Origin of the sequence: Nostoc sp. (assembly GCF_036919615.1) — a bacterium.
Classification (GTDB): domain Bacteria; phylum Cyanobacteriota; class Cyanobacteriia; order Cyanobacteriales; family Nostocaceae; genus Nostoc.
In genome coordinates this window covers 52,971-79,532 of the sequence record NZ_JBALCN010000102.1, presented here as the reverse complement: position 1 = coordinate 79,532, position 26,562 = coordinate 52,971, and the positions used below count along the sequence as shown (strand labels likewise).

At 40.2% G+C, this 26,562-nt stretch carries 21 protein-coding genes and 2 pseudogenes; 10 read left to right on the top strand and 13 right to left on the bottom strand.

Annotated features, from left to right (window positions below; all coding sequences use genetic code 11):
* The first annotated feature begins 230 nt into the window (after positions 1-230).
* On the top strand, positions 231-3,173 hold the full coding sequence (gene polA / locus V7K48_RS31980; RefSeq protein WP_335078913.1) for a DNA polymerase I: 2,943 nt from the start codon (positions 231-233) through the stop codon (positions 3,171-3,173).
* A 343-nt stretch (positions 3,174-3,516) separates the two neighbouring features.
* On the opposite strand, the gene psb27 is transcribed toward polA, so the two are convergent.
* The 6 genes and pseudogenes from psb27 to V7K48_RS31950 all read right to left on the bottom strand — a co-directional run bounded on the left by psb27 (position 3,517) and on the right by V7K48_RS31950 (position 6,608).
* A complete protein-coding gene (psb27, locus tag V7K48_RS31975; RefSeq protein ID WP_335078911.1) occupies positions 3,517-3,921 on the bottom strand; it encodes a photosystem II protein Psb27 in 405 nt (134 codons plus the stop codon).
* A gap of 515 nt (positions 3,922-4,436) precedes the next feature.
* Positions 4,437-5,117: a phosphatase PAP2 family protein gene (locus tag V7K48_RS31970; protein ID WP_335078909.1), complete on the bottom strand. Its 681-nt coding sequence runs from the start codon at positions 5,115-5,117 to the stop codon at positions 4,437-4,439.
* A gap of 31 nt (positions 5,118-5,148) precedes the next feature.
* A complete protein-coding gene (locus V7K48_RS31965) occupies positions 5,149-5,394 on the bottom strand; it encodes a hypothetical protein (protein ID WP_335079198.1) in 246 nt (81 codons plus the stop codon).
* Between the two features lie 9 nt (positions 5,395-5,403).
* Positions 5,404-5,475 (bottom strand): annotated as a pseudogene (locus tag V7K48_RS31960) (hypothetical protein); the annotation flags it as partial.
* Between the two features lie 53 nt (positions 5,476-5,528).
* Positions 5,529-5,711, bottom strand: coding sequence for a hypothetical protein (locus tag V7K48_RS31955; protein WP_335078907.1), 183 nt, complete (start codon positions 5,709-5,711; stop codon positions 5,529-5,531).
* 129 nt (positions 5,712-5,840) lie between these two features.
* Entirely contained in the window at positions 5,841-6,608 is a 768-nt protein-coding gene (locus V7K48_RS31950; protein ID WP_335078905.1) for a COG4705 family protein, read from the bottom strand.
* A gap of 307 nt (positions 6,609-6,915) precedes the next feature.
* On the opposite strand from V7K48_RS31950, the gene V7K48_RS31945 reads away from it, so the two are divergent.
* On the top strand, positions 6,916-7,401 hold the full coding sequence (locus tag V7K48_RS31945; RefSeq protein WP_335078903.1) for a PepSY domain-containing protein: 486 nt from the start codon (positions 6,916-6,918) through the stop codon (positions 7,399-7,401).
* 23 nt (positions 7,402-7,424) lie between these two features.
* Here the strand turns inward: V7K48_RS31945 and V7K48_RS31940 are convergent, their stop codons facing one another.
* Both V7K48_RS31940 and V7K48_RS31935 read right to left on the bottom strand, forming a co-directional pair.
* Entirely contained in the window at positions 7,425-8,657 is a 1,233-nt protein-coding gene (locus tag V7K48_RS31940) for a sensor histidine kinase (RefSeq protein WP_335078901.1), read from the bottom strand.
* A gap of 33 nt (positions 8,658-8,690) precedes the next feature.
* Positions 8,691-9,364, bottom strand: a pseudogene (locus V7K48_RS31935) (response regulator transcription factor).
* Between the two features lie 512 nt (positions 9,365-9,876).
* Between V7K48_RS31935 and V7K48_RS31930 the strand changes: the two are divergent.
* Positions 9,877-10,068: a hypothetical protein gene (locus tag V7K48_RS31930; protein ID WP_335078899.1), complete on the top strand. Its 192-nt coding sequence runs from the start codon at positions 9,877-9,879 to the stop codon at positions 10,066-10,068.
* A 129-nt stretch (positions 10,069-10,197) separates the two neighbouring features.
* Here the strand turns inward: V7K48_RS31930 and cofH are convergent, their stop codons facing one another.
* Both cofH and V7K48_RS31920 read right to left on the bottom strand, forming a co-directional pair.
* Positions 10,198-11,340, bottom strand: a complete 1,143-nt coding sequence (cofH, locus tag V7K48_RS31925) for a 7,8-didemethyl-8-hydroxy-5-deazariboflavin synthase subunit CofH (protein WP_335078897.1) — start codon at positions 11,338-11,340, stop codon at positions 10,198-10,200.
* Positions 11,341-11,396: 56 nt separating this feature from the next.
* Entirely contained in the window at positions 11,397-13,343 is a 1,947-nt protein-coding gene (locus V7K48_RS31920) for an ArnT family glycosyltransferase (protein ID WP_335078896.1), read from the bottom strand.
* Between the two features lie 777 nt (positions 13,344-14,120).
* Here V7K48_RS31920 and V7K48_RS31915 point away from each other — a divergent pair.
* From V7K48_RS31915 to V7K48_RS31900, 4 genes are all read left to right on the top strand, one after another.
* Positions 14,121-15,146 (top strand): multicopper oxidase domain-containing protein, encoded by a 1,026-nt coding sequence (locus tag V7K48_RS31915; RefSeq protein ID WP_335078894.1) that lies wholly within the window; start codon positions 14,121-14,123, stop codon positions 15,144-15,146.
* Between the two features lie 172 nt (positions 15,147-15,318).
* Positions 15,319-16,350 carry a helix-hairpin-helix domain-containing protein gene (locus V7K48_RS31910; protein ID WP_335078892.1) on the top strand — a complete coding sequence of 344 codons (1,032 nt, stop codon included), beginning with the start codon at positions 15,319-15,321 and terminating at the stop codon, positions 16,348-16,350.
* Between the two features lie 144 nt (positions 16,351-16,494).
* Positions 16,495-16,932: a ferritin-like domain-containing protein gene (locus V7K48_RS31905; RefSeq protein WP_298914352.1), complete on the top strand. Its 438-nt coding sequence runs from the start codon at positions 16,495-16,497 to the stop codon at positions 16,930-16,932.
* Positions 16,933-17,130: 198 nt separating this feature from the next.
* The gene (locus V7K48_RS31900; RefSeq protein ID WP_335078890.1) at positions 17,131-18,099 is read left to right on the top strand and encodes an FTR1 family iron permease; all 969 of its coding nucleotides are present in this window, start codon (positions 17,131-17,133) and stop codon (positions 18,097-18,099) included.
* A 398-nt stretch (positions 18,100-18,497) separates the two neighbouring features.
* Here the strand turns inward: V7K48_RS31900 and V7K48_RS31895 are convergent, their stop codons facing one another.
* Positions 18,498-19,433: an ABC transporter substrate-binding protein gene (locus V7K48_RS31895; protein ID WP_335078888.1), complete on the bottom strand. Its 936-nt coding sequence runs from the start codon at positions 19,431-19,433 to the stop codon at positions 18,498-18,500.
* A gap of 449 nt (positions 19,434-19,882) precedes the next feature.
* Here V7K48_RS31895 and V7K48_RS31890 point away from each other — a divergent pair, with 449 nt between their 5' ends.
* Both V7K48_RS31890 and V7K48_RS31885 read left to right on the top strand, forming a co-directional pair.
* Complete coding sequence (locus V7K48_RS31890) at positions 19,883-21,382, top strand: family 10 glycosylhydrolase (RefSeq protein WP_335078886.1); 1,500 nt, start codon at positions 19,883-19,885, stop codon at positions 21,380-21,382.
* 580 nt (positions 21,383-21,962) lie between these two features.
* The gene (locus tag V7K48_RS31885) at positions 21,963-22,355 is read left to right on the top strand and encodes a hypothetical protein (RefSeq protein ID WP_335078884.1); all 393 of its coding nucleotides are present in this window, start codon (positions 21,963-21,965) and stop codon (positions 22,353-22,355) included.
* A 110-nt stretch (positions 22,356-22,465) separates the two neighbouring features.
* On the opposite strand, the gene V7K48_RS31880 is transcribed toward V7K48_RS31885, so the two are convergent.
* A complete protein-coding gene (locus V7K48_RS31880) occupies positions 22,466-22,636 on the bottom strand; it encodes a hypothetical protein (RefSeq protein WP_335078882.1) in 171 nt (56 codons plus the stop codon).
* Between V7K48_RS31880 and V7K48_RS31875 the strand changes: the two genes are divergently transcribed.
* A complete protein-coding gene (locus V7K48_RS31875) occupies positions 22,628-25,840 on the top strand; it encodes an nSTAND1 domain-containing NTPase (protein ID WP_335078880.1) in 3,213 nt (1,070 codons plus the stop codon). The genes V7K48_RS31880 and V7K48_RS31875 overlap by 9 nt on opposite strands.
* Before the next feature lie 122 nt (positions 25,841-25,962).
* On the opposite strand, the gene V7K48_RS31870 is transcribed toward V7K48_RS31875, so the two are convergent.
* Positions 25,963-26,559, bottom strand: coding sequence for a molybdenum cofactor guanylyltransferase (locus V7K48_RS31870; RefSeq protein ID WP_335078877.1), 597 nt, complete (start codon positions 26,557-26,559; stop codon positions 25,963-25,965).
* Positions 26,560-26,562: the final 3 nt, after the last annotated feature.

Below are 26,562 nucleotides of genomic sequence, written 5' to 3'. Positions count from 1 at the left end.
ATTATTATGTTTATTTATACTCGCGTACTTAATTGGGCTGATATCCCTGCCAAAAGCTGGTTCTACTTGGTTTCCGTACTAAAGCTGCAAATGCGTAGACATCAATATTATATAAAATAGTACACAAGAATAACTAGTACGCAAAAACTGCGCTATTGTCGCTAAAGCCAAGCTGAACAAGCATCTGAAATTGCTAACTATGTGACAAAGCTTCTAGCTAAAATAGGGCTATGTCTGAAACTTTCATTTCTGCAACCGCAACACACCCCACGTTCATCCTCGTAGATGGACACTCCTTGGCTTATCGTTCATACTTTGCTTTCGCCAAAGGGCGAGATGGAGGACTACGTACCAAAACAGGCATTCCAACCAGTATATGTTTTGGTTTTGTGAAGTGCCTGCTGGAGGTAATGGCAACACAACAGCCACAAGCAATGGCGATCGCTTTTGATTTGGGCGAGGCAACTTTTCGCCACGAAGCCGACGATACTTATAAAGCCGATCGCCCTGAAACGCCAGAAGACTTCATTCCCGACTTAGCAAACCTGCATGAGTTGCTCAATGGCTTCAATCTACCGATTTTCACTGCCCCTGGTTACGAGGCAGATGATGTTTTAGGAACCTTAGCACAGCGAGTAACTGCTGCTGGGTATAGGGTGAAGATTCTGACTGGCGATCGCGATTTATTTCAACTGATCGACTCTGACAAAGAAATCACTGTTCTGAATTTTAGTCCAGATGCCCTAAAGCGCTCTACAAATAGCATCACGGAATTTGAAGCAGAACAAGTCAAAGAAAAAATGGGCGTTTTACCTTCACAAATTGTTGATTTCAAAGCTCTTTGTGGTGATAAATCGGATAATATTCCTGGGGTCAAGGGAATTGGTGAAAAGACAGCAGTGCAGCTGCTAAATACCTATGGTTCCCTTGAACATATTTATGCTGCGTTAGATGAAATTAAAGGCGCAACTCAGAAAAAACTAGCAAGTGGTAAAGAAGATGCTGATCGGTCTCGCTATTTGGCAACTATAGTTCTGGATGTTCCTATAGAAATTAATTTAGAAGATTGCAAATTACAAGGGTTTGATACAACCGTCCTAACACCAATTTTAGAAAAGTTAGAATTCAAGTCTTTTCTAGGCAAAATCAACGACCTCCAGCAACGTTTTGGGGGCAAAGTTGCAGAAAACGAAGAACCTAAAACAGAGGGAATTAATCCCAATACTAACTCAGAATTCCGGGCTGATGAAGATAATGATTTGTGGTTTTTTAGTGCTAGTGATACAGCAGCAGTTCCACAACAATCTACTTCCCCAATTACACCAAGCATCATCAACACCGAAGCCAAACTCACTGAATTAGTGAAACTTTTGCAAAAATTCACCAACCCACAGACTCCCGTTGCTTGGGACACTGAAACCACCGATTTAGAACCAAGAGATGCTGAGTTAGTAGGAATTGGTTGCTGTTGGGGAACGAAATCAGATGAGGTAGCCTATATTCCTGTAGGGCACAAAACTGGAGAAAATTTGAATAAAGATTTGGTGTTAGAAGCATTACGCCCAATTCTTGAAAGTACCGATTATCCAAAAGCTCTACAGAATGCAAAATTTGATCGCTTAGTTCTAAAGTGTCAAGGAATTAATTTGGCGGGAGTAGTGTTTGATCCTATGCTGGCAAGTTACATTCTAAATCCAGATTCTAGCCATAATTTGATGGATTTGGCGCAGCGATATTTAGGATTGATAGCAAAAAGTTACTTAGATTTAGTTCCTAAAGGCAAAACCATCGCTGATATAGATATTCCCGCCGTAGCAGATTACTGCGGTATGGATGCTTATTCTACCTTTGGCTTAGTGTCAAAATTGCGTGAGGAGCTGGATAGAATTCCAGCTTTATCTAAGCTGTTAGTGGAAGTGGAACAGCCACTAGAAGCGGTTTTAGCCCAAATGGAATACACAGGTGTCCGGATTAATTCAGCTTATTTGCAAGAACTTTCGCAGCATTTAGAAACAGAGTTAGCCAGGTTAAAAGAGGAAGCAACTGAAATAGCTGGAGAAAATTTTAACTTGGGTTCTCCTAAACAATTGAGCCAAATTCTGTTTGAAAAGTTGGGATTAAGTACTAGACATTCTCGTAAAATTCAAACAGGCTACTCTACAGACGCAGCAACGCTGGAAAGACTCCAAGAAGATGATAACACTGGATTTGTTGAGGCGATCATTGAGTATCGCACCCTTTCTAAATTAAAGTCTACTTATGTTGATGCATTGCCAGCATTGGTGCGTCCAGATACCCAGCGGGTGCATACTGATTTTAATCAAGCAGCAACATCAACTGGTAGGTTATCTTCCTCTAATCCGAATTTGCAAAATATCCCCATTCGTACAGCTTTTAGTCGCCAAATTCGGAAGGCGTTTTTGCCAGAAGCTGGTTGGTTAATGGTGGCTGCTGATTACTCACAAATTGAATTGCGGATTTTGGCTCATTTGAGTCAAGAGCCGATATTAGTGAAAGCATATCAGCAAAATGAAGATGTTCACACTGTTACGGCGCGGCTAGTGTTTGAAAAAGAAAATATCACCTCAGAAGAACGAGGGATGGCAAAAACTATCAATTTTGGCGTGATTTATGGAATGGGTTCTCTAAGGTTTTCGCGCTCAACTGGGATAGATAAGACAATTGCCAACGAGTTCATTAAGCGATTTAATGAACGATATCCCAAAGTTTTTGCATATTTGGAGCGAGTCAAAAAAGAAGCGATCGCTCTTGGTTATGTAGAAACTATTTTTGGTCGTCGTCGTTACTTTGACTTTACTAATAACAGTTTACGCAAATTAAAAGGCACTAACCCAGAAGATATTGATCTGAGTAAATTGAAGAATTTGGGTGCTTATGATGCAGGTTTACTACGCTCTGCTGCTAATGCACCAATTCAAGGTTCCAATGCTGATATTATCAAAATTGCAATGGTAAGACTGCATGAGGTTTTAAAGAATTATCAGGCGCGTTTGTTGTTGCAAGTTCACGATGAACTAGTGTTTGAAATCCCCCCTCAGGAGTGGGAAGAATTACAACTGCAAATTAAGTCGGTGATGGAAAATGCAGTCCAGTTGAGTGTGCCGTTGCTGGTAGATGCGCGTGTCGGTGATAATTGGATGGAGACGAAGTAAGTCGAACTGTGACAAGGCTTTTAGCTAGAAAAGTGTCAATCAGTTTAGTTGAAAATTTAAAACTCTGACTAATATCAAGTTGAGATATGACTACTATTTGATTTTGGAACAGATACGTAGAGGAGCCAGTGCCTTAACTGGGGTTTCCCCTAGTGAAGCAACTGGCCTTGTATTAGACGAAAGTACGGCATCAAACCCTTAAGAATGGTGCGTTACGGATTTCATCCTAACGCAGCCTACAACCTAACCTTGTTCAAAAATTAAACCGGATTCCTATAAGATAATCAACAGTCAAAAGTATCGACTCTTGACTGTTAATAATGGAGTAGGCAATAGTTAAGAATTAACCGCCACGCTTCAGCGCTACTTCTACCTGCTGTAACTCCTTCTCTAAACGATTTTTGAGTTTTTCGGGTACAGGACGATTTGGGTAAGAACTGTAATGTCCAGCTAGAGAGTTGAGGGCTGTTCGCATGGTTGTAAAGGAGCCAAGACTAGAAACAGAGTTAACCCGCTGATAGCGAGCTGAAAAGTCATTAATTTTTTGACGCGTTTCTGCTTGAACTGCTGTTTTGTCTGGTGAATCTTGTGATACATCCAGAGCTTGTCTCATAACATTGACTACAGCTAAGGTGTCTTGGCGATAATCCCCACTCAAACTATCTGGACTGCCAGAACAACCCATTAAGCCGATAGCTACAACCAAAACCAGTGCAAGCAAACGCGACCAATAGCGCTTCATATGCATTAAGTAAAAGAATACGTAAATCAACGTCCATCGTATCTTGAATTGGTATCTTGGGGATCAATTGAGTGTCAAAGCTGTTTCATTCCCTAAAAGGCACTCATTTACAAGCATCTTGGGCAAAAAAATCAGGTGGTTAAAAAATCTGATTGGACAATTATTGTTGCGATGCCTTCGACAAGACTTCTCTACAAGACGCTACGCAAAGCTTGCTTCCCCGTAGGAGTACGCCAACATACTTAAATTTACTTGTTGAGGTGGTAGCTTTTCGATTGCCAACTGAGTGCAGATTTCTCGCTCATACTCTTGACAAAATCCCTACCTTATCAAATGAAATAGCTCTGGAGGAGTGGGATTTCAATCACTTATTCAACGAAATCTTAAGAAGGTATAATGCTCTCGTGTTCTGGGCTTACTGCCTAGAGTGAGAGTAAAAGTTTTCGGTCTATTTAAAATAGGAGCTTGTCAGTTAGAGTTATAAATAGAGAGGTTGATACAATTTAATCAACTAACTTTCCCTACCTCAATTTTTGCAATTTAAGCATCGTAATACATATCATCAGCCACAAAAAACCGACTCCATAACCTGCAATTATGTCTGTGGGCCAATGCACTCCTAAATATAAGCGACTGATACCAATAGCAGCAATTAAAATAACTGTCAAACTGTAAATAACTTTGGCAAAATGAGGATAGTGAGTTGCCAACTCGTAAGCAATAAAACCATAAAGCACCATAGAACCTAGTGCATGACCACTAGGAAAACTAAAAGATTTTTCAGAAATCAAGCGATGCCACAGTTCAGGACGAGGTTTAGAAAAAAACAACTTTAGCCCTGTATTTAAAATTCCCCCTCCCAAGCAAGCAAGTACAAAAACTTTCGCTTCTTCTTGGTAACGTCGCCACCAAAGGAACAAGACAGTAACGCCTGCAACTATAACCACTGTACTAGGATTACCAAGATTTGTAATAAATAGCATTAAATTATCTAAATTTGGATTGGCGAACTGATGTAGCCATAACAGAAAATTAGTATCAAATGTAAAAGCATCTCGCTCCAAAACCTCTTCAGCCAGTTTTGCTAAAACAAAAAGGATGAGCAGACAACTTGCAAGTCCAACAATACTAATTGTGGCAATTAAAGGAGCTAAACGAGGATGTATATGACGCAACCAGAAATTAGAAATTTGTCGGAGCATACTTTAATTTTATTCATTATGCATAAACGTATCACTCAATTAGGTGACGCACTTTTTTCTCCTTTCGCACGGAAAAGAATAGGACAACTGCCAGCAGGATAAAGGCGATCGCCGAAGCATAGTCCTTTGGCAGTGATAGACCGCCATCTTTGACTGGTTTAGTCAGATAAATCTCCGAAGGGGGTGTGAAGATGAACGCGAGCCAGAATAGGAGAATATTGCTCAACTTTGTTAGGTAGTGAAGGGCGATGACAACACCAATGACGGTGGTTGTCACGAATGCGCTCTGAATATAGCTCAGTCCTAAGTTGCTTGTTAGAAAGTCACCAAAGGCCGTTCCCAAACTGTTGGAGAACACGACAGCCAGCCAATAGGTGGTCTCTGCATCTTTCCTGATAATCGGATAAACGCTCAAATCTTGATCGCGGTAGTATCAGATGTAAGAACGCTCAACAGACCGACTACCAGGATAAGCAAGCCTAGTGTGTAGCCCAACCCAAGAGATCGATTGAAATCACCTGCTGTTTCGCCGAGCGTCGTGGCAATGATCTTCATGATCCAGAAGAAAATTGTGACTTTTGCAACTTTGTTCATTTTTTTTTATAAGAAAAAATAGTAAGTCATTGTAAAGAATGCTGACTGTTGCTGCGATCACAAATTACCATCAAATTGCTAGGTTACAAACAGAAAGACACCCAAGTTGAGAAGGCGATCAATCGCTAATCAGTCTTGTCGGTCGATCGGCAGTAAGGCTGGTTTTTTGTGTTTAAAGCTTAAGTAAATAACCAGACTGACGATTATAGACAGAAAAAGCATACTGGTTCCGACCGTACCAAAACCAAAGCCTCCATTTGTAGCAGATTGGGATAGTAAATCACCCATAGATGCTCCAAGAGGACGAGTTAAGATGTAAGCTAACCAGAATGCCAAAACTGCATTCATCCGAAAGTAATAATAACCGATCGCTATGATTGCAATCGAAGCGCCAAATATCAGTGCTGATTGTGCATAACCCAGTCCAAAAGCCTCTGCTAAAAGGTCTCCTGTTGCGGTACCCAAGGCAAACGTAAACAAAACAGCTACCCAATAAAAAAGCTCTCTTTTAGCTGTATGGATAGAGTGCATGGCTAATATCTTTTCGTTTGAATACCATAGCGCAAAAACTACTAACAAGGAAACACTAAAAATTACAGTATTTGTCACCAAACTAACTCCAAACTCATCTACCAATCTATCAGTGATCAGTGTGCCAACGATACTTATCAAAACAACCACAAACCAGAAACTTGCTGGAACATAGCGTTTCAGCTTAAACTGATTCAACAGCGCAATCAATAACACGCTGCTCATAATGTAGGATGTAACACCTAAACCAAGGTTCAGGGTTGCTGACAGAAAATCTGCTGCGGTTTCACCTACCGTGGTTGCCAGAACCTTAATAATCCAGAAGTAAAGTGTAACCTCTGGAACCCTGTTTAAAATCTTATTCATAATCTTTCTCCTTCTTGATTTTTCTGTATAAGTGAGATGAAATCACATCTTCAAGTTACCTATGTTGTCAGAAATTACTGATTGACTGATTGTACTTTACACAGCAAAAGTCAAGAAATAGTCAAAATTTTATTGAAAAAGTAATTTTCTCCTAAAATAGGCACTAGAAATAACTGAAATATCTGATTCAAAATTAATTTCACCATTTGATATTAAATTTTTTGAATTCAAACCAATCTTGACTATTTCTTGACTTTTATTACCTACTGTGAAAATACAAACCCAGACTTCAAGGGATTTTACAAGTATGAAGACTTCAACAACAATCATTTTGGCAGCAGCTTTTGTTGGTGCTTTGGGACTTACTGGATTGTCGAGAGTTGTGGGAGCAAAACAACCACAATCTTTCGTAGCAATTGCACCTCAGCATCATAGTGCTACTCAAGTTGCTGAAGCCAGTGATGGCAACGGTGAAACAAACGACGATGCACAAGAAGCGGCAAAACTGCAACCGCTAGCTAAAATTACAGCACAACAAGCACAGCAAGCAGTTGAAGCATCTGTGGGAGGTAAAGCAAGTGGCGTCAAACTCGAAAATGAAGATGGCAACTTAGTTTATACTGTAGAAATTGGTCAGCAAAATGTTAAGGTCGATGCTGGTAATGGCAAAGTTCTTTACGCTGAAAATCCCAATCAACAAGATGAAAAGAATGAAGCCACTCGTCCCAAGAGTAGTATTCAAGTTCAAGAAACTAGTAATGGCGATCGCGAAACCAATGATGATGGCAAATAAGCACGCAACTTAAAATCACATTGTCAAGAAGTTGGTAAACGCACAGTAAAACAACTACCAATTCCTAATTGACTCGTAACACTAATTAATCCACCGTGATTTTGGGCAATAGCCTGAGCGATCGCTAGCCCTAAACCAGAACCACCTGACCAATAAGAACGAGACTGATCTGCTCGCCAAAAACGCTCAAAAACCTTGTTAATATTCTCAGGTGCAATTCCCATGCCTGTATCTTGCAGGTTGACATAAAGTTGGGAACCGACACGATTAGTTTTAATTTCAACTACGCCTCCTGATGGTGTATAGTAAAGTGCGTTTTCAATTAAATTAGTAAATAGTCGCATTAACTGAACTGAATCACCTATTAGCTGAAGATTAGCAATTAATTGAAATTTCAAGTTAATTTGTTTAGTTTCAGCTTGAGGTTTATGTAATTGTATTAGGTTCTCTAATATTGACGTTAAATTGAGAGTATTCCGATTCTGAGTGGGAAGTTTATCGGTGCGTGCTAACAATAATAAGTCTTCTGTGAGACGAGTCATCTGGTTAGTAGCGCTGGCGATCGCCTGAAACTTTTCTGCATCTTTTGGCCCTATTTCTTCTGGATATTCTAGCGGCAACTCAGCATTAATTTTGATAGCCATTAACGGACTGCGTAGTTCGTGGGAAGCATCAGCAGTAAACTGTTTGAGTCTTTGAAAACTCTCTTCAATGGGTTGCATTGCTTGACGAGTTAGTAAAATTCCGGCAATACCACTAAGAACCAAAGTTATAATAATCCCACCGCCTAGTCCCCAGTCCAGTTTTTCGAGGGTTTCATCAAATTCTCCTAGAGATTGACTCACCCTCACATACCCAACTAGCTTACCATTGTCGCTAGCAATAATTGGTACAGTCACTGCTTGGATAGGAACTTTACCCGTCTGAATTTGTACCATTTTGTTTGGTAAAAAGGGTAAAATTAAAACAGTTTTTCCTTGTTGGGTAATTAAATTTCCTTGAGTATCAAACCACTGTAATGTTTGATGATAAGCAATTAAGTTTTGTGGGCGAAAGTCACTTTCAACTGTCAGGTGACCTTTTTCAAACTCTACATTTGCAGCCGCACCTTTCCCTATGGTTATGAGTTTATCTGTTATTTGTTCAGTCAGACTACGAGTGAAAGCAAATCGGACTGCGATCGCAAATATTCCCAGCAGCGATGCGAACACAACTAAGTAAGACAACAATAAACGATATCTAATTCTTTGAAACACATTTTTTCTGCTATAAATTTATATGAAATTATTTTAATTATGTCCCAGACGATAACCAATGCCATAGATATTTTCAATCAAGTCTTCTGAACTTCCAGATGCTCTAAGCTTATTCCGCAAATTTGTAATATGAGTTTTAATACTTCCTTCTCCCGAAGATTTCTCAAAATTCCACAATTTATCAAGAATTGCCGAACGAGTAATAACTTGATTTGGGTTTCTCAAAAAATATTCTAATATCATATATTCTTTAGGAGTTAATAATATGATGTTTCCTGCACAAGTAACCTGTTGAGTTGCTGGGTCTAGTTGCAAATCACCGTGGATTAAAATCTGGGGACGAATCTCTGGAGTCCTTCTAGCTAAAGCCCTGATGCGTGCTGCTAACTCTTTTAATTCAAATGGCTTAACCAAATAATCATCAGCACCAGCATCGAGTCCTATAATTTTGTCGTCTGTTGTATCTCGTGCCGTCAGCATTAAAATCAGAACATTAGATGAAGCAGTGCGTAAACGCTTACACAGAGTAATTCCATCTAATTTAGGAAGCATTAAATCTAATAAAATTAGCTCATATAATGCTGATTGCGACCATTCCAAGCTGTTAACCCATCAGTTGTTATATCCACGATATGGTGTTGTCGTCTTAAAAATTCAGCTAATGGTTTGACAATGCGATCATCATCTTCAACTATCAAAATCCTCATAATGCTTTACCTCTAAATTATTAAGGCTTGGTAACATCGAGTAAGGGTTATTTTATCTATAAGGTTAATTTTAAATTTTTCATCATATATTCTTAACTGTAACTTAATTTGATTCGATTAATGTTCGTAATAATCGAGCAAAATCTGTGATACCAATCAAGCTGATTCCTCAAAAGACCAATTCCTAAATTAAATATTTATTTCAACAAGGATAACAACAAATAGAAGAATTTAAACTTTTGTAACTTAGTAATAAAATACCTTTTTCACCAAGTATACTCGACAAGATTTTATATTGTTTTAGCTTAGTTATGCTCGGCTCTATAACTGTTAATTACCGTTGATTCATAACGCTAATAACCACAAACCTAGAACAATACATAAAGTACTTTATAAACATAGGAAATAAATCGGATGCCTCGATTTAGCAATTATCATCTACCTACTGTTTTAAAAACAGTGATTTTTAGCATAATTATTATAACCAAGTTGCAGTTACGGCTCTAGATGCGTTGGGATTAAATCCTGAGTCATTAGAAGATGCTGTGAAGGAAGGTACTAAAAAACTACCAGGGTTAGAAATTTTGGATACCCGCGCAGTATCAGAGCCAGATACAAGTCTTGGTTTGTTATCTATTATGGGCTTGATGTTAACAGTCTTTATGGAAACGACGCAAGCAACTAAGTTAAGCGTTAAAGATTAGTTTTTTTAAGGTGACTTGTAAAATCTGTTTTTTTCTCTTTGCTCTCTCTGTGCCTCTGCGGTTTAAAAGTAATTTATTTAACTACTGAGGCGCAGATAACACAGAGAGAAGTATGAGATAAGGCTTCCTTTAACTCCTGACTTTCTGATAAAGAGTATTGCGTTGTTGGTAAGGTCTTCCTAAAGAAGCGATCGCAGCTTGCAAGGTTTCCACTTCCATACACGTACCGCCCAAAGCACCTGCCATTGTGGTAATATGCTCTTCCATTAAGGTGCCACCGATATCGTTGCAACCCCAAACTAAGGCTTCTGTTGCACCAGCAAGCCCCAGTTTTACCCAACTCTGCTGATGGTTGGGAATCCAATTACCCAAGTAAATCCGCGCCACAGCTCCTAGCAGTAGTGCATCACTCAAAATTGGTTGATCGCGTCCGACACGGCGACGTAAGGATTTGGGCGCTTCTTGTCCAACAAAGGGTAATAAAATAAACTCTGTGATGCTTGCTGAATATCCCTGATTGACGGCGGTTTTTTGGAGCGATCGCAATTTTTCTAAATGCCCGATTTGCTGTTCGTGGGTTTCAATATGCCCAGATAACATGGTGCTAGTGGTATGCAAGCCTAATTTGTGAGCTGTGCTGACAATTTCTAGCCAAGTGGCTGTGTCAATCTTCTCTGGACAGAGTATCCGCCTTACCTGATCGTCCAACACTTCTGCTGCTGTTCCCGGCATTGAGCCAACACCAGCATCGCGCAAAGCAATAATCACATCAGCATACTCAAGTCCGTCAAGTCTGGCGATAAATTCCACTTCCTGGGGAGAGAAAGCGTGGAGATGTATCTGAGGAAATTTTTGTTTAATGGTTTCTACTACCTTGAGATAATAGGACAAAGATTTACCATTTATCTGCGCTTGTGGATTTAATCCCCCCTGCATACAGATTTCCGTCGCACCCCGTTGCACCGCATCTGTCGCCTTTTCCAAAATTTGTGCCGAATCTAACCAGTATGCATCGGTATCACCATCATCTCGACGGAAAGCACAAAAACTACAGTGCTGCTCACAAATATTAGTAAAGTTGATATTACGATTAATTACGTATGTAACCGTATCGCCTGCTTGAGTGTGGCGGAGTGTGTCAGATGTAGCACGGATTGCAGCGATCGCCTCTGGCTCAGTTTGTTGTAATAATACCACTCCCTCTTCCAGGGATAAGTCGTATCCCATCAAGGCACGTTCAAGAATTTTTTCAACGGCAATTTTTGTCAGCATTACTTTCTTAATTTCTTAGTAAATTTTAATTTTATAATCTGGGAAATAATAAAATTCTACTTAATAAATACACCAAGTTCTGGAGAATCCCAAGCTCGAACATAAGTTTTACCTTTAAAATTCATCTCCAGAGATTTCTTTTGTTTACTTTTTTTAGTTTCCATTGAAATAATCGCACAAGGATCAAAATCTTTATAGGAATTTTCTTTTTCTAAAATCGCTGAAATATTAGTTACATTAACATGTTGAATTTTAGCTAGTTTTTGATTGTTTTGCTGCAAAAGTACCCATAAAGGGTATTCCCAAGGGTCATTTCCCATTGATAGCCCAATATTCGAGCATTTTTTTGAATTTAAAAACTCAACTGCTCCTGTATAAGTAACTTGCAGGTATGGTCTGTTACTAAAATACTGCTCGATTCTACTGGTTTGGAATATATTGTTACTATCAATAATAGGTCTATATCTGTTAAAAAACACCCATGTTAATGATGATATTAGTAAAAATGTTACTATAAAAATTGCTATTTTTTGCTTTTGTAGCTTAGATAACACAACACCTAAAAATGGAGAAATTAGTACAAAAAAAGGCAAATGCAGACGACTATTCCAAGCTTGCCATTTTACCAAGTAGCAAAATATCAAAAATGTAGATATGGTAATAATAAGATAAGCAAAAATATAACTTTGCTTCCGGATAGATTTTCGAGATATAAAAATAATCAAACATATTATTATCAGTGCTAAATGTACTAAATTACCAGCACTATTTTCATTACCAGTTATTCCGATTGTTGCCCAGCCTCCTGGTACAAAAAATGTCTTAGAAAAAGTTATCCGAGGATCATTTACATCAACACAAATAAATATATGTATAATTTTAATTAATTTATTTACTATTCCATTCCATAAACCAATTGGTGTGCCTATATGCAAAGCAATATTTCTCAAAATATTAGAAAAAAGTATATTAACACCGAATACTTCATTACGATAGCCACCTGGTTCACCAAGTGGCGAAGCAAATAAATTATAATTGCGTAAATAGTGACTAAGATTAAGTAATAAAGATATACTTACCACTATAAAAGCCGGCTTCCATGCTTGCCAGCGGAAGCGTTTAATCTGGTATAAAGCAAACCAAATCAAGAAGGGAAAGACATAAAAATAAGCAGTTCCTTTGCTCAAAATAGCTAATCCTATGCTGCTACCAATCTTGAATGAATTCGTCCAAATTTCACTTTTTTTTGCTTGAATATCTGATAGCAAGTAGTAAGCAAGACCAACTACCCAAAATGCAATAACATAATCATTTTGAGTGCTTGATGCTTGCAATATTCCCATAGGAATTGTTCCAGTTACAACAGCAGAGAAAACCTGACCTCGTAAATCTGCTCCGAGTTGTTTGGCAATTAATGAGACTCCAATAATGCAGCCAATCATACTCAACCATTGAACTAAGTTAGCGAAGTAGTCACCACCACTCAAAATTTTAGAATGCAAAATCACGAACTCTGACCAAGGGTTTTGATATAGCTGTGGAGTATAACTTGTTGGATAATGAGCAACACTATGATTTTGTATCCAATAAGCAACACGACTCATATGATAGTCCATAGAATCCCAGTTATTGGGTGGTGCTATGATGGCAATTAATCCAACTGTTGCTACAACAAAACCTATGCCATATAATAATAAATTGATAGAGAATTTAATTTTAATATATTTCTTGATTTGAGAAGAATTATTTCGTTCTGAAGTCGGAACTATTTGGTTATTTAGCCGAAAGTATAGATAAATTAATATAATAAATATCAATCCCCAAGTTCCTAATATCCAACCAAAAGTAATTAATTTGAAAAAGCTCAAAACTTCGGTGATTGCAGTAAGTAAAATTCCCCAGTAAGTAGATGATAATATCAGGGATTCACGCCAATCGGTACGAATTTGATTAATTAACAAAAAAATAGCAATGAAGGAAGCGAGAGGCAAAATTATAAACATAATACCAATTGAATATTTAAAATTTAGACTAATTTTTTAACTGAATTTAATCAATGCTTGACTAATAATTATTAATTTATAATTCCTAATTACGGACAGAGCAACTTGATTTATCAATGGAGAAATAAAAATGCACGCTGCATGGATATTTCAGAGCAAGCGCATACCCTAACAGGCAAGCAAGCTAAATGTGTGGGGTAATAATTATGAATCATTTTGACAGATATATGCAACAACTTACCTTGTTTTAACACTTTTCCACAAAAACCAAAGCATATATTTGGCGCTCGTGTCGCCCAACCCACAAGAAATGTACAATTTCAGATTATGCAAACTAGATGTGGTTTAGCTTAACAGATCAAAATTAAAAATTGTCATGTTGCCAAGCATCCAAAATTCCTTAAAATGCGATTTATGCTATCTCCAAGCCAATTAAATACGCCACAGATTACCGACAGTTACTTGCTAAGGTGCTATTTACTTACTGTTTATACTCCAAGTACTCCTAAAACAATCGGTATATCAGGAATAAGTATGAAACAGTTAGTTTATCTGAATATTATTTATACATAAAGCAACGTATAAATACAGTTAAAATTAATAAAATTTGGCTGGAGTTTTCAGGGACTGATTCTTGCTTTATCTGGATTTAATAGCTTCAGTAGCAGTTTTGAAGTAATGGAAAATTATTGACAATAATTACTAATTCCTCTAAAATCTAAAAGCAATTGCTAAGGATTTGCAATTCTTTTTTGGTGCTAACCGTAACTAAATGTCATGCCCAACAACTTCGCTCTAGGTAACGAAAAACCATGGAGCCGCCGTCAATTACTGAAGCTAGGTTTAGCAGGTGCTGGAGTGATTGGTGCAGCTGGACTTTGGCAGACGCTAAATCTACAAAGTAAGTCAATCGTCAAAGTGCCACCACTGGATATGGAAGCACCAGATGACGGTACTAACCCGATGAAGATGTTAAGGGATTTTGATTATGGCACAGTAAAGCAAGAAAATGGGCGGACTATCCGAGAATTTCAGTTAACTGCCGATACTTCCATAATAAAACTCAATAGTGCTGTCTCTTACAACATTTGGGATTTAAATGGTCGCATACCAGGGCCAACGCTACGGGCGAAACAGGGCGATCGCGTGCGGGTACTATTTCTTAACAACGCGGGACATTCTCACTCTTTGCATTTTCATGGCGTTCATCCGGCACAAATGGATGGTGTTCGCCCAATCAGTAATGGCAAAGCCACAATTTATGAATTTGATGCTGAACCCTATGGAGTACACTTGTACCACTGCCATATTGAACCAGTTACCCGTCACATCGCCAAGGGACTGTACGGGATGTTTATCATCGATCCACCTACGCCCCGTCCCCCGGCTGATGAAATTGTACTAGTCATGGCTGGGTATGACGTGAATGATGATGGCCATAATGATTATTATGCCTTCAACGGTTCGCCTCATTATTACATGCATCATTCCATTCCTATTTACCAAGATCAGTTGATTCGGCTGTATGTTCTCAACATTATTGAATATGATCCGGTAGTGACGTTTCACCTCCATGCCAACTTCTTTGATGTCTATCGCTATGGCATGAGTATGAATCCTAGCGAGAAAGCAGATGTGATTACGATGGGTATGGCCGAAAGGCACATTTTGGAATTTGCTTTTCGCTACCCAGGTAAGTATATGTTCCATCCCCATCAGGATGCGATCGCCGAAAACGGTTGCATGGGTCAATTTGAAGTACTTGCTGAGAGCAACTCTCAAAATACTGTTAAACATTCCTGACAATATTATTAGTAATTCGTAATTAATTAATTAAAGTTTTAAATAAATAGTTGATAAAAAATCTCATTATATGCAACAGTAAAATGTATGACAATGTGTCAAACAAACTACCTGATAGTAATAGTTTGAAATGTTTCAATTAATACCTTTTTTAGTTGTGCGAGGAGCAGTGATGATAAAACTTCGTTATATCTGTTTAACAGCAGCAGCAGCCGTAATAGTTACATTAAGTTCCTGTAGTAGTACACCAACCGCAGAAAATCCATCAGCGCCAGTTATTAGTCCTCAAGCTACAGAGGCAGTAAGTGAAAACAGTCATAGTGGTCACGGTGGTAAAGAAAAAATTAACATTAACAGTGCTATCTTGTCAGAATTGGATAAGTTTGAAGCCAAGCTAGGTGTCCCGGCTTTATCCAACAAAATTCAGGCAGGTCGTCCCTATGGCAGCCCAGAAGATTTAGTTACTAAAAAAGTAATTACTCAAGAGCAATTCAACCAAATTAAAGACCAGGTTGGTGTTCAAGAAGTGAGACTCACAGGTGAGGCAAAAGATGTTGACTATATGTCTAAATTAGGTTTAATGAAAGGACATCTTTTGGTAGCACAAGAACTACTAGATCAAAATCAGCCAAAACAAGCAGAACCTCATATAGGACATCCAGTTGAGGAGATTTACGTTGACGTAGAAGAACAATTGAATGAGCGCAAAGTCAAAGAATTTAAGACGACTTTGGTAAGTTTGCAAGATTTAGTTAAATCTAATTCAAAAGATAGTGAAATTAAAACTAATTTTGCTTCTTCGATGCAATCAGTTGACGGAGCGATCGCAGCTTTGCCAGCAGATCAACGCTCCAAACCAGGATTTGTGCTACAGGTAATTAACGAATTGCTAGATTCAGCTAACTCCGAATATGGCGCTGCGATCGCAGATGGTAAAATAACCGCACCAATTGAGTATCAAGACTCTCGTGGTTTTGTCGTTTACGCCAATGATTTATACAAAGGAATTTCTAGTCAAGTAGCTCAAGCTGATCCCGAAGCACACAAAGCGATCGATAGTAGTTTCGCTGAACTAATAAAAGTTTGGCCCGCCGCCATCCCACCAGAAAAAGCAGTCAAAACTCCTAGTGATGTTACTAAGCTAGTGAAAACCATTGAGGAAAACTCTCAAAAAGTGGTTGACAAATCTAATACCAAAGCATAGCGATAACACTTTCATTTAATGGGAAGGGTAGGGTAAGGAGTTTAAAATAAGGAAATAGTTAGGAGTTAAGAATTACGAATTACAAATTACGAATTACTTACTTCTAACTCATTACACTCCATTCGTTACTTGAACTAACAACTGATGCAAGAACTTGACCAGAAAAAGACCATTGACCTGCTGAACGCCATCATGGAATTTGAACTAGCAGGGGTAGTGCGCTATACACATTATTCTTTGATGGTGACTGGTCCTAACCGTATTCCAATTGTGGCTTTTTTTAAAGCACAGGCAAGTGAGTCTTTACTTCATGCCGAACAAGTGGGAGAAATTCTCACCGGTTTAGATGGGCATCCCTCCCTGAAAATTGCCCCAATGGAAGAAACCTACCAGCATAAAGTCAAGGATATCTTGGCAGAAAGCTTATCCCATGAAAAAAAGGCATTGGATCTGTATAAAGATCTGCTCGAAACTGTCACCAATGCCAGCATTTATCTTGAAGAATTCGCTCGCGGCATGATTGGGCAAGAAGAGATGCATAATCTCGAATTGAAAAAGATGCTACGCGATTTTGGTCAATAGTCATTAGTCATTAATTATTGGCCAGGGACTAATGACAAAGATAGAAGTCTGAACGGAGCGAAAAACCAGAGCGGATGTTTCCTCTGCTCTGGATTTTTCAATTTTTGGCTTCTGATCATAATAACTTCTCCTAAGGGAGGCGCTGGGCGTAGCTTGCTTAAGAGAAGGGGTACAGGGATAAAAGACAAAGGATAAAAGATGAATTTTAGTACTGCTCTACCTACTTTTGTAATAACACTCCGAGAAGGAGTGGAAGCTGCCCTTGTTGTTGGCATTGTCCTAGCTTTGCTGAAAAAAGCTAAACAATCCCGACTCAACTCTTGGGTGTATGCTGGTGTCGGCGTTGGTATTGTCGTCAGTGCCTTAATCGGTGTACTATTCAGTTGGATAATTTCAGTACTGAGAGCAGTGAATCCTCAATACACCTCCGTAGTTGAGCCAGGGTTAGAAGGTGTGTTTAGTGTGTTAGCGATCGCAATGCTCAGTTGGATGCTAATCTGGATGACCAAACAAGCCAGATTTATGAAAGCTACAGTTGAAGGAGCAGTTACACAAGCACTGACACAAAACTCAAATGCTGGTTGGGGTGTTTTTACTTTAATTTTAGTTGCCGTTCTGCGCGAAGGCTTTGAAACTGTTCTGTTCGTTGCTGCTAATTTTCAACAGGGATTAATGCCAGCGTTGGGTGCTATTGGTGGTTTGGTAGCGGCATCCGCCATTGGGGTGCTGGTATTTAAATGGGGTGTCAAAATTAACATCCGCCAGTTTTTCCAGGTAATGGGCGTTTTATTAGTGTTGATTGTCGCTGGGTTAGTAGTTTCAGCCTTGCAACGTTTTGATGACGCTGTGGCTAATCTTGCCCTTAGCAGTCGTGCCACAGAAAGCCTTTGTTTCTATTACGAACGCTTTACTAAAGTCCACTCTTGTATTTTGGGGCCAATAGTTTCAAATACTTCTACAATCTTGCCTGACGAACAGTTTCCTGGCATTATCCTGAAATCTTTATTTGGTTATACAGAGAATCTCTATCTTGTACAAGCAGTGGCATATGTGATCTTTTTACTCACCATTGGAGGACTGTATTTCCGCAGCCTTGGAGCTTCTTCTCGTGAAGGTAAAAAAAATATCCCCTTTGCTCAAAAACCAATTAGTTCTATAAAGGATTAAAAGCACAGTTAATTTTATATTTTTTGCCTCGTTCCCAGCCTCTTCCTTTGTTCCCAGTCAGAGACTGGGAATGCCTATTGGCAGGCAAAGCCTCCCACCAATTAGTTCTACAAAGGATTAAAAGCACAGTTAATTTTATATTTTTTGCCTCGTTCCCAGTCAGAGGCTGGGAATGCCTATTGGGAGGCAAAGCCTCCCCTATTCATCAATGACAGGTATTTCAAGGTAAAACCTGAAAACAAGATTTTAATTCTATTTATTGAGCTAAGTACAGTTTTGCGTAAAAGCGTAGCGTTTTTAATGCAAGGTAATGCATTAACATTGCGACCGATGAATTAACATTGTATCGGAATGCATTAACAATGCGACCGACGCATTAACATTGTATCGGAATGCATTTAAGTGCCTTGTGGTGCAAACAACGCTTGCTTAAGCTGCTGACAAGCCTTTTGAATTGCATCTATACTACCTGGATTCACCAGACCAAAATAATCAAACACATAAACTCGGTTATTTTTAGTTGCTTGCAGTTGCTGCCAAAAAGCTTCCTTTTTCAGCGAATCTAAAAGCGCTGCTGACGAATTCCCTTGCGGGGGATTAACCAAAATTATCACCTCTGGATTTGCTTCTAAAACTTTCTCAGCCGAAAGCGTCACATAGCCAGCAATTGGACTTTTTCCTTGTAAATCTGCTGCTATATTTTTCGCCTGGAATTTCGCCAGCAAATCCCCTGCCCAACTATTTTTATTCGGCGCTAAAATTGGTTGACGACTAACCAGCGCTAGAGTAGAAAAACCCAGAGTTGGCTTTTCTGGTAAGAAAGTTTTGTAACGATTTAACAAAGGCTGAGGATCGGCGTCAATTGATTTAGCCAGTGTTTTAGTAAGTCCTTCTAGAGATTCCCAGTTATTTACCTTAGTGAGAAAGGTCGGAATTCCTAGCTGCTGAAGTTTTTGAATTGGGATGTTAGAAAAACCTTCTGCACCAATAACTAAATCTGGTTTGAGTGCTACCACTTTTTCTAAATTTGGCGGACTTTGGCCTTCACTAACACGGGGAATATCCTTGAATCTTGAGTCATTCTTAAATAATCTGCTACCAGTGATTCCGACAATTTTTGTTTGATCAAGTCGAGAGATAATGTCAGCAGAAAGAGAAGAAAGAGCAACAACTCTTTTTGCTGATCCTTTTGGTAATTGTTGAGAATTTGTATTTGTAGTCTCAGTAAGGTTTGTGACTCTTGTTTGTGGCTGCTGAGTGGTTGCAGTTGTGCAAGCAGCTAAAACTATACTCATCAAAAGTGCTAAAGCAGATAAGAGCCAACGACGATGCATATTAAAGTTCCTTCTGGGGTAAGAATGGCATAGAAAGAATACTCAGCAGCACATTCAAAAATCGCAAATGTAGCTTTTAGCAATATAGCTATAAATTACCAAGCAGGATCAACGAAGCTAGAGATTAAAAAGATGTGGCTAATGACAAGAGCTAAAAGTCAGGCTATTCTTGATTCAAAAACCCTAGTGGTTTTAGCAGATTTTCACTAACTAAGGTAAAAGCAGAATCTACCCAATAGTAGACTAAACTTGCTTTATATTCTGATGTTTTATACTGCCCCGTATACGTTTATGTATTCATAAAAAAATGCAGCAACACAAATAGGGCTTTGGCGGTCTTGAAAAAATAGGTTTTAAAACCCTTACTGCTTAACTATATAATTCGATACACGTTGCCTACAATTATCTAAATTGGGGTCGATGATTATTGTGTCCATCTACTGGTAGGTATGTCTAACCATCTTTTGAACGTTGCAAGATCAACATTATTTTGGCGGCGTCTATTCGCTGTTGTTTTCACTAGTAGTTCATTGCTCCCCAACTTTGTCAGCGAACCAGCAAGGGCACAAGTAACCCAATATTGTCAGTTACCATCAGTGGCGGCGCAAGAAAAAGAAAACTTACGTTTATCAGCCCTCAAAGGTAAGCAAGATGCTCAAACGCGCTACCAAAACATTCTCCAAAAACAGGCAGAGGAATTACAGGAGTGCCGCACTCGGACTTGGCCACAAATCCAAGCCATTTGGTTGCGCTTGTATCCCTGTGACATTCAGCCAGGAACAATTGATCAGATTATGGATCGGATTGTCAACCGTGGCTATAACCAAGTTTATGTAGAAGTATTTTACGACGGGCAGGTACTATTGCCAGCAAGAGCTAACCCGACGGTTTGGCCTTCTGTGATTCGCACTCCAGGGGCAGAAAACGCTGACTTACTCGCCACAGCAATTAAAAAAGGTCGGCAACGCGGTTTGAAAGTCTACGCCTGGATGTTTACCACAAATTTCGGCTATACTTACGCCCAGCGCCGAGATAGAGAAGCAGCGATCGCTCGTAATGGCAAAGGTCAAACCAGCCTATATGTCGTAGATAACGGCTCTCAACTATTTATCGACCCCTACAATCTGCAAGCAAAACGCGACTACTATCAATTAGTACAACAAGTTTTGCGCCGTCGTCCAGATGGCTTGCTATTAGACTATGTGCGCTATCCCCGACAAGCTGGAAGTGATTCCATCGCCACCAAAGTTTCAGATTTATGGCTATTTACTCCCGCAACCCAAGAAGCTTTATTTAAACGGGCACAAAATTACAAAGGGCTGGACTTGATTCGCCGCTTTTTGAGTAAGGGATACGTCACCGCTGGAGATGTAGCGGAAGTTGATAAACTTTATCCCCAGGAAGGGGAACCCCTTTGGCAAGGACGCCCTCTCCCATCAGCGCAAAAGTCAATTTTGTCTACAACCAACAGACAACCACTTTTACAATGGGAGTTGTGGCAGCTTGCTGTTGCCCACGCCATGCAAGGAATTCTAGATTTTGTCACCATAGCTAGTTACCCAGCAAAGCAGCAAGGTATTCCCACAGGAGTAGTGTTTTTTCCTAATGGCAACCAAACTGTCGGACAAGGGTATGATTCCCGTTTGCAACCTTGGGATCGCTTCCCCACTACATTAGAGTGGCATCCTATGTCTTATGGGAATTGCGGTAATGTTAGTTGTATCGTGTCGCAAGTGCAGCGGGTTTTGAGTATGGCAAAACCGGGTACGCAGATAATCCCAGCTTTAGCAGGTGCGTGGGGAAAATCTGTCAGTAATCGTCCATCTTTAGAAGTGCAAATGCAGGCACTTCGCCAATACGCTCCCCAACTCAAGGGAGTTAGCCATTTTGCTTATTCTTGGCAATATCCTCAGAGTGATAGCGATCGCAAATTTTGTCGCATTCGGTAAACAGTAGATACAGCAGAATTCAGAAGGAAAATTTCTTTCATCTCCCCAATCACCTAATTGCGTCGTTATCAAATAGATTTATATCCCACATTCAGCTGAATCCCCCATTAATTGATTCTGAGTTCTGTATTCTTCTTCAATCAACTTAACGTGAGTTCAACGGTTAGAAAAAGGCAAAAAGTTTGCTAAACATGAAGCATAAGAAACCAAGCAGGTATTGCGATCGCTTAAAGGTAATTAAGTTTATCGTCTGAAATGCTCAAGTTAACGTTGTTTTGGGAGTTTTGTAATATTCGTGGCTAAGAAAAAATGTTCAGATGGTAAAACTTATAAAAAACTTTTTGGTTTACTTTTCATCAAACTCATGTTGTAACTAATAAGTTCCATGTCCTGTGATAATCTAAAAGGATGTTTGAAAAGTCTCAGAAAGTATTGGGTTAAGTGCTACGAAAAATGAAGTTTTTAGCGATATACTGAGATGCTTGGGTGTGCTAAAATGAGAGTAGCAAACCCTTTTGTAATATTCTTTAAACATTGAATAATAACTATTTTAGCTGCTACCAATCATTGAGGATTAACTATGGAGCCTATTTCTATAATTATTGCTGCTTTAGGTGCTGGTGCGATCGCTGCTACTAAAGATACCGCAGGAACAGCTGTTAAAGATGCCTATCAGGGTTTGAAGACTTTGATTAAGCAGAGGTTTGCTGACCAAGGTAAAGAAGATGATAGCAATATCGTAGACAAGCATGAGAAAAAGCTGGATTCAGAAGCAGTTAAAGCATTGCTTCAAGAAGAGTTAGTCAATCTAGGAGTTGATCAGGATGCGGAAATTATTAAGTTAGCACAGGAGTTACTGAAACAGGAAAAGCCAGAAGAGTCAGCAGCAGGTAAATATAACACAGTATTTCAAGGAGAAGTGAAGGGGATTCAGGTTGGCGATCGCAACACACAAGAAAATAAATTTGGCTAAAGCCACTGGAGTTTCTAGATGGCTGAAGAGAGTTCCAAATACCACTCAACTTTTCAAAATAAAGTCAAAGGTGCTGTAGTTGGTGAAGGAAACATTATCTACAACTACTTCTACTCTAGGGAAGAGGTAAAACCTGTTTTCAAAATAAAGTCAAAGGTGCTGTAGTTGGTGAAGGAAACATTATCTACAACTACTTCTACTCTAGGGAAGAGGTAAAACCTGTTGATTCTGCGATCGCTGTTGATGAATATCTCCCTTGTCCTTATCAGGGTTTGTTTCATTTTGGCCCCAATGATGCTGAGTTTTTCTTTGGGCGGGAAATATTTATAGAACAACTTTATAGTGCAACTAAAACCCATAATTTTATACCCGTGTTGGGTGCGTCGGGAAGCGGTAAATCTTCGGTGGTATTAGCGGGATTAGTCCCTAAGTTACAAAAAGAAGGTCACTGGCAGTTTACTCACTTTCGTCCTGGTTCTGACCCTTTTCATGCGATCGCTTTAGCTATTGTCCCGCTTTATACACCGAATTTAAATGAAACCAAACAAATTGCCCAAGCGCGAGAGTTAGCTAGTTACTTGCAAGATGGTGCTATTCCTCTCTTGGACGTTTTTGCTAAAATTCGGCAAAATCACCCTAATCATCGTGTATTACTGATTGCTGACCAATTTGAAGAAATTTACACACTCTGTAACAATCAGGAAATTCGCCGTAAGTTTCTCGACTGCTTATTAGCCAGTTTAGAAACTCCTATTTCTCTGTCTTCATCGGCTACGGTGTTGGTAGCCACGATGCGGGCAGATTTTTTGGGAAATGCTCTCTCCTATCGTCCCTTTTCTGATGTCTTGCAAAATGCTGATGTGAAACTGGGGCCAATGAATCGGGAGGAATTAAAAGAAGTCATTGAAAAACCTGCCCAAAAATTAGGGGTGACATTTGCAGACGGACTGGTAGAACGCATTCTGGATGATGTGGAAGACCAACCTGGAAATTTACCTTTGCTAGAGTTTGCATTAACAGAGTTGTGGAACAAGCGAACGGGTAAACAATTAACTCACAAAATCTATGAAGAAATTGGTCAAGTAGAAGGTGCATTAGCTCGCCATGCTGATGAAAAATATGGCAACTTGACAGATGATGAGAAGGAAAAAGTCCGGCGGATTTTTATTCAATTGGTGCGTCCGGGTGAGGGAGCAGAAGATACCAGACGCATAGCAATGAAAGCGGAATTAGGGGAGCAAAGCTGGTCTTTGGTAAAAAAATTAGCTGATGCTCGGTTGGTGGTGACAAGTCGCAATCTCAGCAGTCAAGAAACGGTCGAAGTAGTCCATGAAGCTCTGATTCGTAATTGGGGAGAACTGCGAGAATGGATGAATACAAACCGCGTTTTTAGAGCTTGGCAAGAGCGATTGCGGTCAGCAAAAAGACAATGGGAAGCAACGAAGCAAGATTCCGGGTCATTATTGCGTGGTGCAGCTTTGGCGGAAGCAGAAGAAAGACTGAAGGAACGCCCAGAAGACTTAATTGATGAGAAAGAATTTATTGAGCAGAGTACCCAAGAACGCGATCGCATCAGGAAGAATGGAATCAGAGCTATGTGGGGGATTGTGGTAAGTTCCCTGGTGGCGGTGGTGGTTAGCAGTGGATTGGGTTTAATCGCTTGGCAAAAGACAAAACAAGCGGAACTCAATCTTGCAGATTCTCTCGGTTCTTCTTCTTTGTCTCTACTCGATAGAAGAAAAGAGTTGGATGCTTTTGTCAAAGCAATTAAAGCGGGAAAAATCCTGCAAAACCAGCACGTATACAACTCAGTGGTAATGAATGCCTTGCAAAAAGCTCTTAATGAGAGCAGCGAACACAATCGCTTGCAAGGGCATGATAATGATGTCTGGAGCGTGAGTTTTAGCCCTGACGGCAAGACTTTGGCTTCTGGCAGTGCTGATGCGACAATCAAACTGTGGAATCTAGAGACAGGGAAGGAAATCCGCACCCTGACTGGGCATGATAACAATGTCAGAAGCGTAAGTTTTAGCCCCGACAGCAAGACTTTGGCTTCTGGCAGTGATGACAAGACAATCAAACTGTGGAATCTAGAGACAGGGAAGGAAATCCGCACCCTGACTGGGCATGATAACTGGGTCTCTAGCGTGAGTTTTAGCCCCGACGGCAAGACTTTGGCTTCTGGCAGTGCTGATGCGACAATCAAACTGTGGAATCTAGAGACAGGGAAGGAAATCCACACCCTGACTGGGCATGATAACTCTGTCTTTAGCGTGAGTTTTAGCCCCGACGGCAAAACTTTGGCTTCTGGCAGTGCTGACAAGACAATCAAACTGTGGAATCTAGAGACAGGGAAGGAAATCCGCACCCTGACTGGGCATGATAACTTTGTCTGGAGTGTGAGTTTTAGCCCCGATGGCAAGACTTTGGCTTCTGGCAGTGATGACAAGACAATCAAACTCTGGAATCTAGAGACAGGGAAGGAAATCCACACCCTGACTGGGCATGATAACTATGTCAGAAGCGTAAGTTTTAGCCCCGACAGCAAGACTTTGGCTTCTGGCAGTGCTGATGCGACAATCAAACTGTGGAATCTAGAGACAGGGAAGGAAATCCGCACCCTGACTGGGCATGATAACTGGGTCTCTAGCGTGAGTTTTAGCCCCGACGGCAAGACTTTGGCTTCTGGCAGTCGTGACAAGACAATCAAACTGTGGAATCTAGAGACAGAGAAGGAAATCCGCACCCTGACTGGGCATGATAACTGGGTCTCTAGCGTGAGTTTTAGCCCCGACGGCAAGATTTTGGCTTCTGGCAGCGGTGACGCGACAATCAAACTCTGGAATCTAGAGACAGAGAAGGAAATCCGCACCCTGACTGGGCATGATAACTTTGTCAATAGCGTGAGTTTTAGCCCCGACGGCAAAACTTTGGCTTCTGGCAGTGCTGACAAGACAATCAAACTGTGGAATCTAGAGACAGGGAAGGAAATCCGCACCCTGACTGGGCATGATAACTTTGTCTGGAGTGTGAGTTTTAGCCCCGATGGCAAGACTTTGGCTTCTGGCAGTGATGACAAGACAATCAAACTCTGGAATCTAGAGACAGGGAAGGAAATCCACACCCTAACTGGGCATGATAACTTTGTCTGGAGTGTGAGTTTTAGCCCTGACGGCAAGACTTTGGCTTCTGGCAGTGAGGACAAGACAGTCAAACTCTGGAATCTAGAGACAGGGAAGGAAATCCACACCTTGACTGGGCATGATAACCCTGTCTATAGCGTGAGTTTTAGCCCTGACGGCAAGACTTTGGCTTCTGGCAGTGTTGACAAGACAATCAAACTCTGGAATCTAGATTTCTGGAATCTAGACTTAGACACTTTAATAGGGCGCAGTTGTGATTGGGTACGCGGTTATTTACAGAATAATCCTAATCTCAGCGAGAGCGATAGGCACTTGTGCGACGGTATTAGCACACAAAAATAAAATAGACAAGTTAGACAAGCCGCAAGATGAGTAGATCCTATTGATGGGGATTATACCCGATCGCAGTTAATCTGCTACAAGCATAAGCTAATTTTAACGTGCGCCTCCGTTGGAGACTGACGTTAACTTAAAGCCAAGTCCTCTGGTGTATTACAGTTAAACAGCATTTCTGGTTCTGCTAAAGGCAAAACTTCTACAGAATATTGCCGCAGCCATTGCTGAAACGATCGCCCCCCTTGGTTGATAAACTCTAGGAGTTGTGGCAAACAGCGACGGCGATAGAAACCACACAGAGGTTCCCAGCCTTTCGGATGATCAGCCAAAGCTGCGATCGCAGCATCTCCCACGCTATCAAGTTTAGTTACCCAATCTTGCAAAACTTCAACCCGCAACCTCGGCAAATCGCAAGCTAGCAGCAGCACCCAATCTGTCTGTGCTTCGGCTAGCCCTTGGGCAAAACCAACTAGAGGCCCGTGGGCGAGAGATTCTCCAGACAAAGCTACTTCCCGAATAAACTGACAACCAGGCAAAAGCAAGTCTTGATAGCGTTCTGGCCAGGGAGTGACTACATAAACAACATCAGCACAGCTTTGAGCAATCCCACAAACTCGCTGCAACAATGGCACCCCTTGAATTGGAATCAGGGCTTTATCTTGACCCATGCGAGAACTCTTGCCGCCTGCTAAGACTATGGCAGTTAATTCGCTACGGGTCGTCATTGT

Excerpts from the sequence above, each read along its gene's own strand:
- V7K48_RS31970 (WP_335078909.1), bottom strand. The coding sequence starts at position 5,117 with ATGCTCCGACAAATTTCTAATTTCTGGTTGCGTCATATACATCCTCGT.
- V7K48_RS31910 (WP_335078892.1), top strand. The coding sequence starts at position 15,319 with ATGATAAAACTTCGTTATATCTGTTTAACAGCAGCAGCAGCCGTAATA.
- V7K48_RS31920 (WP_335078896.1), bottom strand. The coding sequence starts at position 13,343 with ATGTTTATAATTTTGCCTCTCGCTTCCTTCATTGCTATTTTTTTGTTA.
- V7K48_RS31870 (WP_335078877.1), bottom strand. The coding sequence starts at position 26,559 with ATGACGACCCGTAGCGAATTAACTGCCATAGTCTTAGCAGGCGGCAAG.
- V7K48_RS31905 (WP_298914352.1), top strand. The coding sequence starts at position 16,495 with ATGCAAGAACTTGACCAGAAAAAGACCATTGACCTGCTGAACGCCATC.
- V7K48_RS31900 (WP_335078890.1), top strand. The coding sequence starts at position 17,131 with ATGAATTTTAGTACTGCTCTACCTACTTTTGTAATAACACTCCGAGAA.
- psb27 (WP_335078911.1), bottom strand. The coding sequence starts at position 3,921 with ATGCATATGAAGCGCTATTGGTCGCGTTTGCTTGCACTGGTTTTGGTT.
- V7K48_RS31915 (WP_335078894.1), top strand. The coding sequence starts at position 14,121 with ATGCCCAACAACTTCGCTCTAGGTAACGAAAAACCATGGAGCCGCCGT.
- V7K48_RS31890 (WP_335078886.1), top strand. The coding sequence starts at position 19,883 with ATGTCTAACCATCTTTTGAACGTTGCAAGATCAACATTATTTTGGCGG.
- V7K48_RS31950 (WP_335078905.1), bottom strand. The coding sequence starts at position 6,608 with ATGAATAAGATTTTAAACAGGGTTCCAGAGGTTACACTTTACTTCTGG.
- V7K48_RS31895 (WP_335078888.1), bottom strand. The coding sequence starts at position 19,433 with ATGCATCGTCGTTGGCTCTTATCTGCTTTAGCACTTTTGATGAGTATA.
- cofH (WP_335078897.1), bottom strand. The coding sequence starts at position 11,340 with ATGCTGACAAAAATTGCCGTTGAAAAAATTCTTGAACGTGCCTTGATG.
- V7K48_RS31955 (WP_335078907.1), bottom strand. The coding sequence starts at position 5,711 with ATGAACAAAGTTGCAAAAGTCACAATTTTCTTCTGGATCATGAAGATC.
- polA (WP_335078913.1), top strand. The coding sequence starts at position 231 with ATGTCTGAAACTTTCATTTCTGCAACCGCAACACACCCCACGTTCATC.
- V7K48_RS31885 (WP_335078884.1), top strand. The coding sequence starts at position 21,963 with ATGGAGCCTATTTCTATAATTATTGCTGCTTTAGGTGCTGGTGCGATC.
- V7K48_RS31945 (WP_335078903.1), top strand. The coding sequence starts at position 6,916 with ATGAAGACTTCAACAACAATCATTTTGGCAGCAGCTTTTGTTGGTGCT.
- V7K48_RS31880 (WP_335078882.1), bottom strand. The coding sequence starts at position 22,636 with ATGAAACAAACCCTGATAAGGACAAGGGAGATATTCATCAACAGCGAT.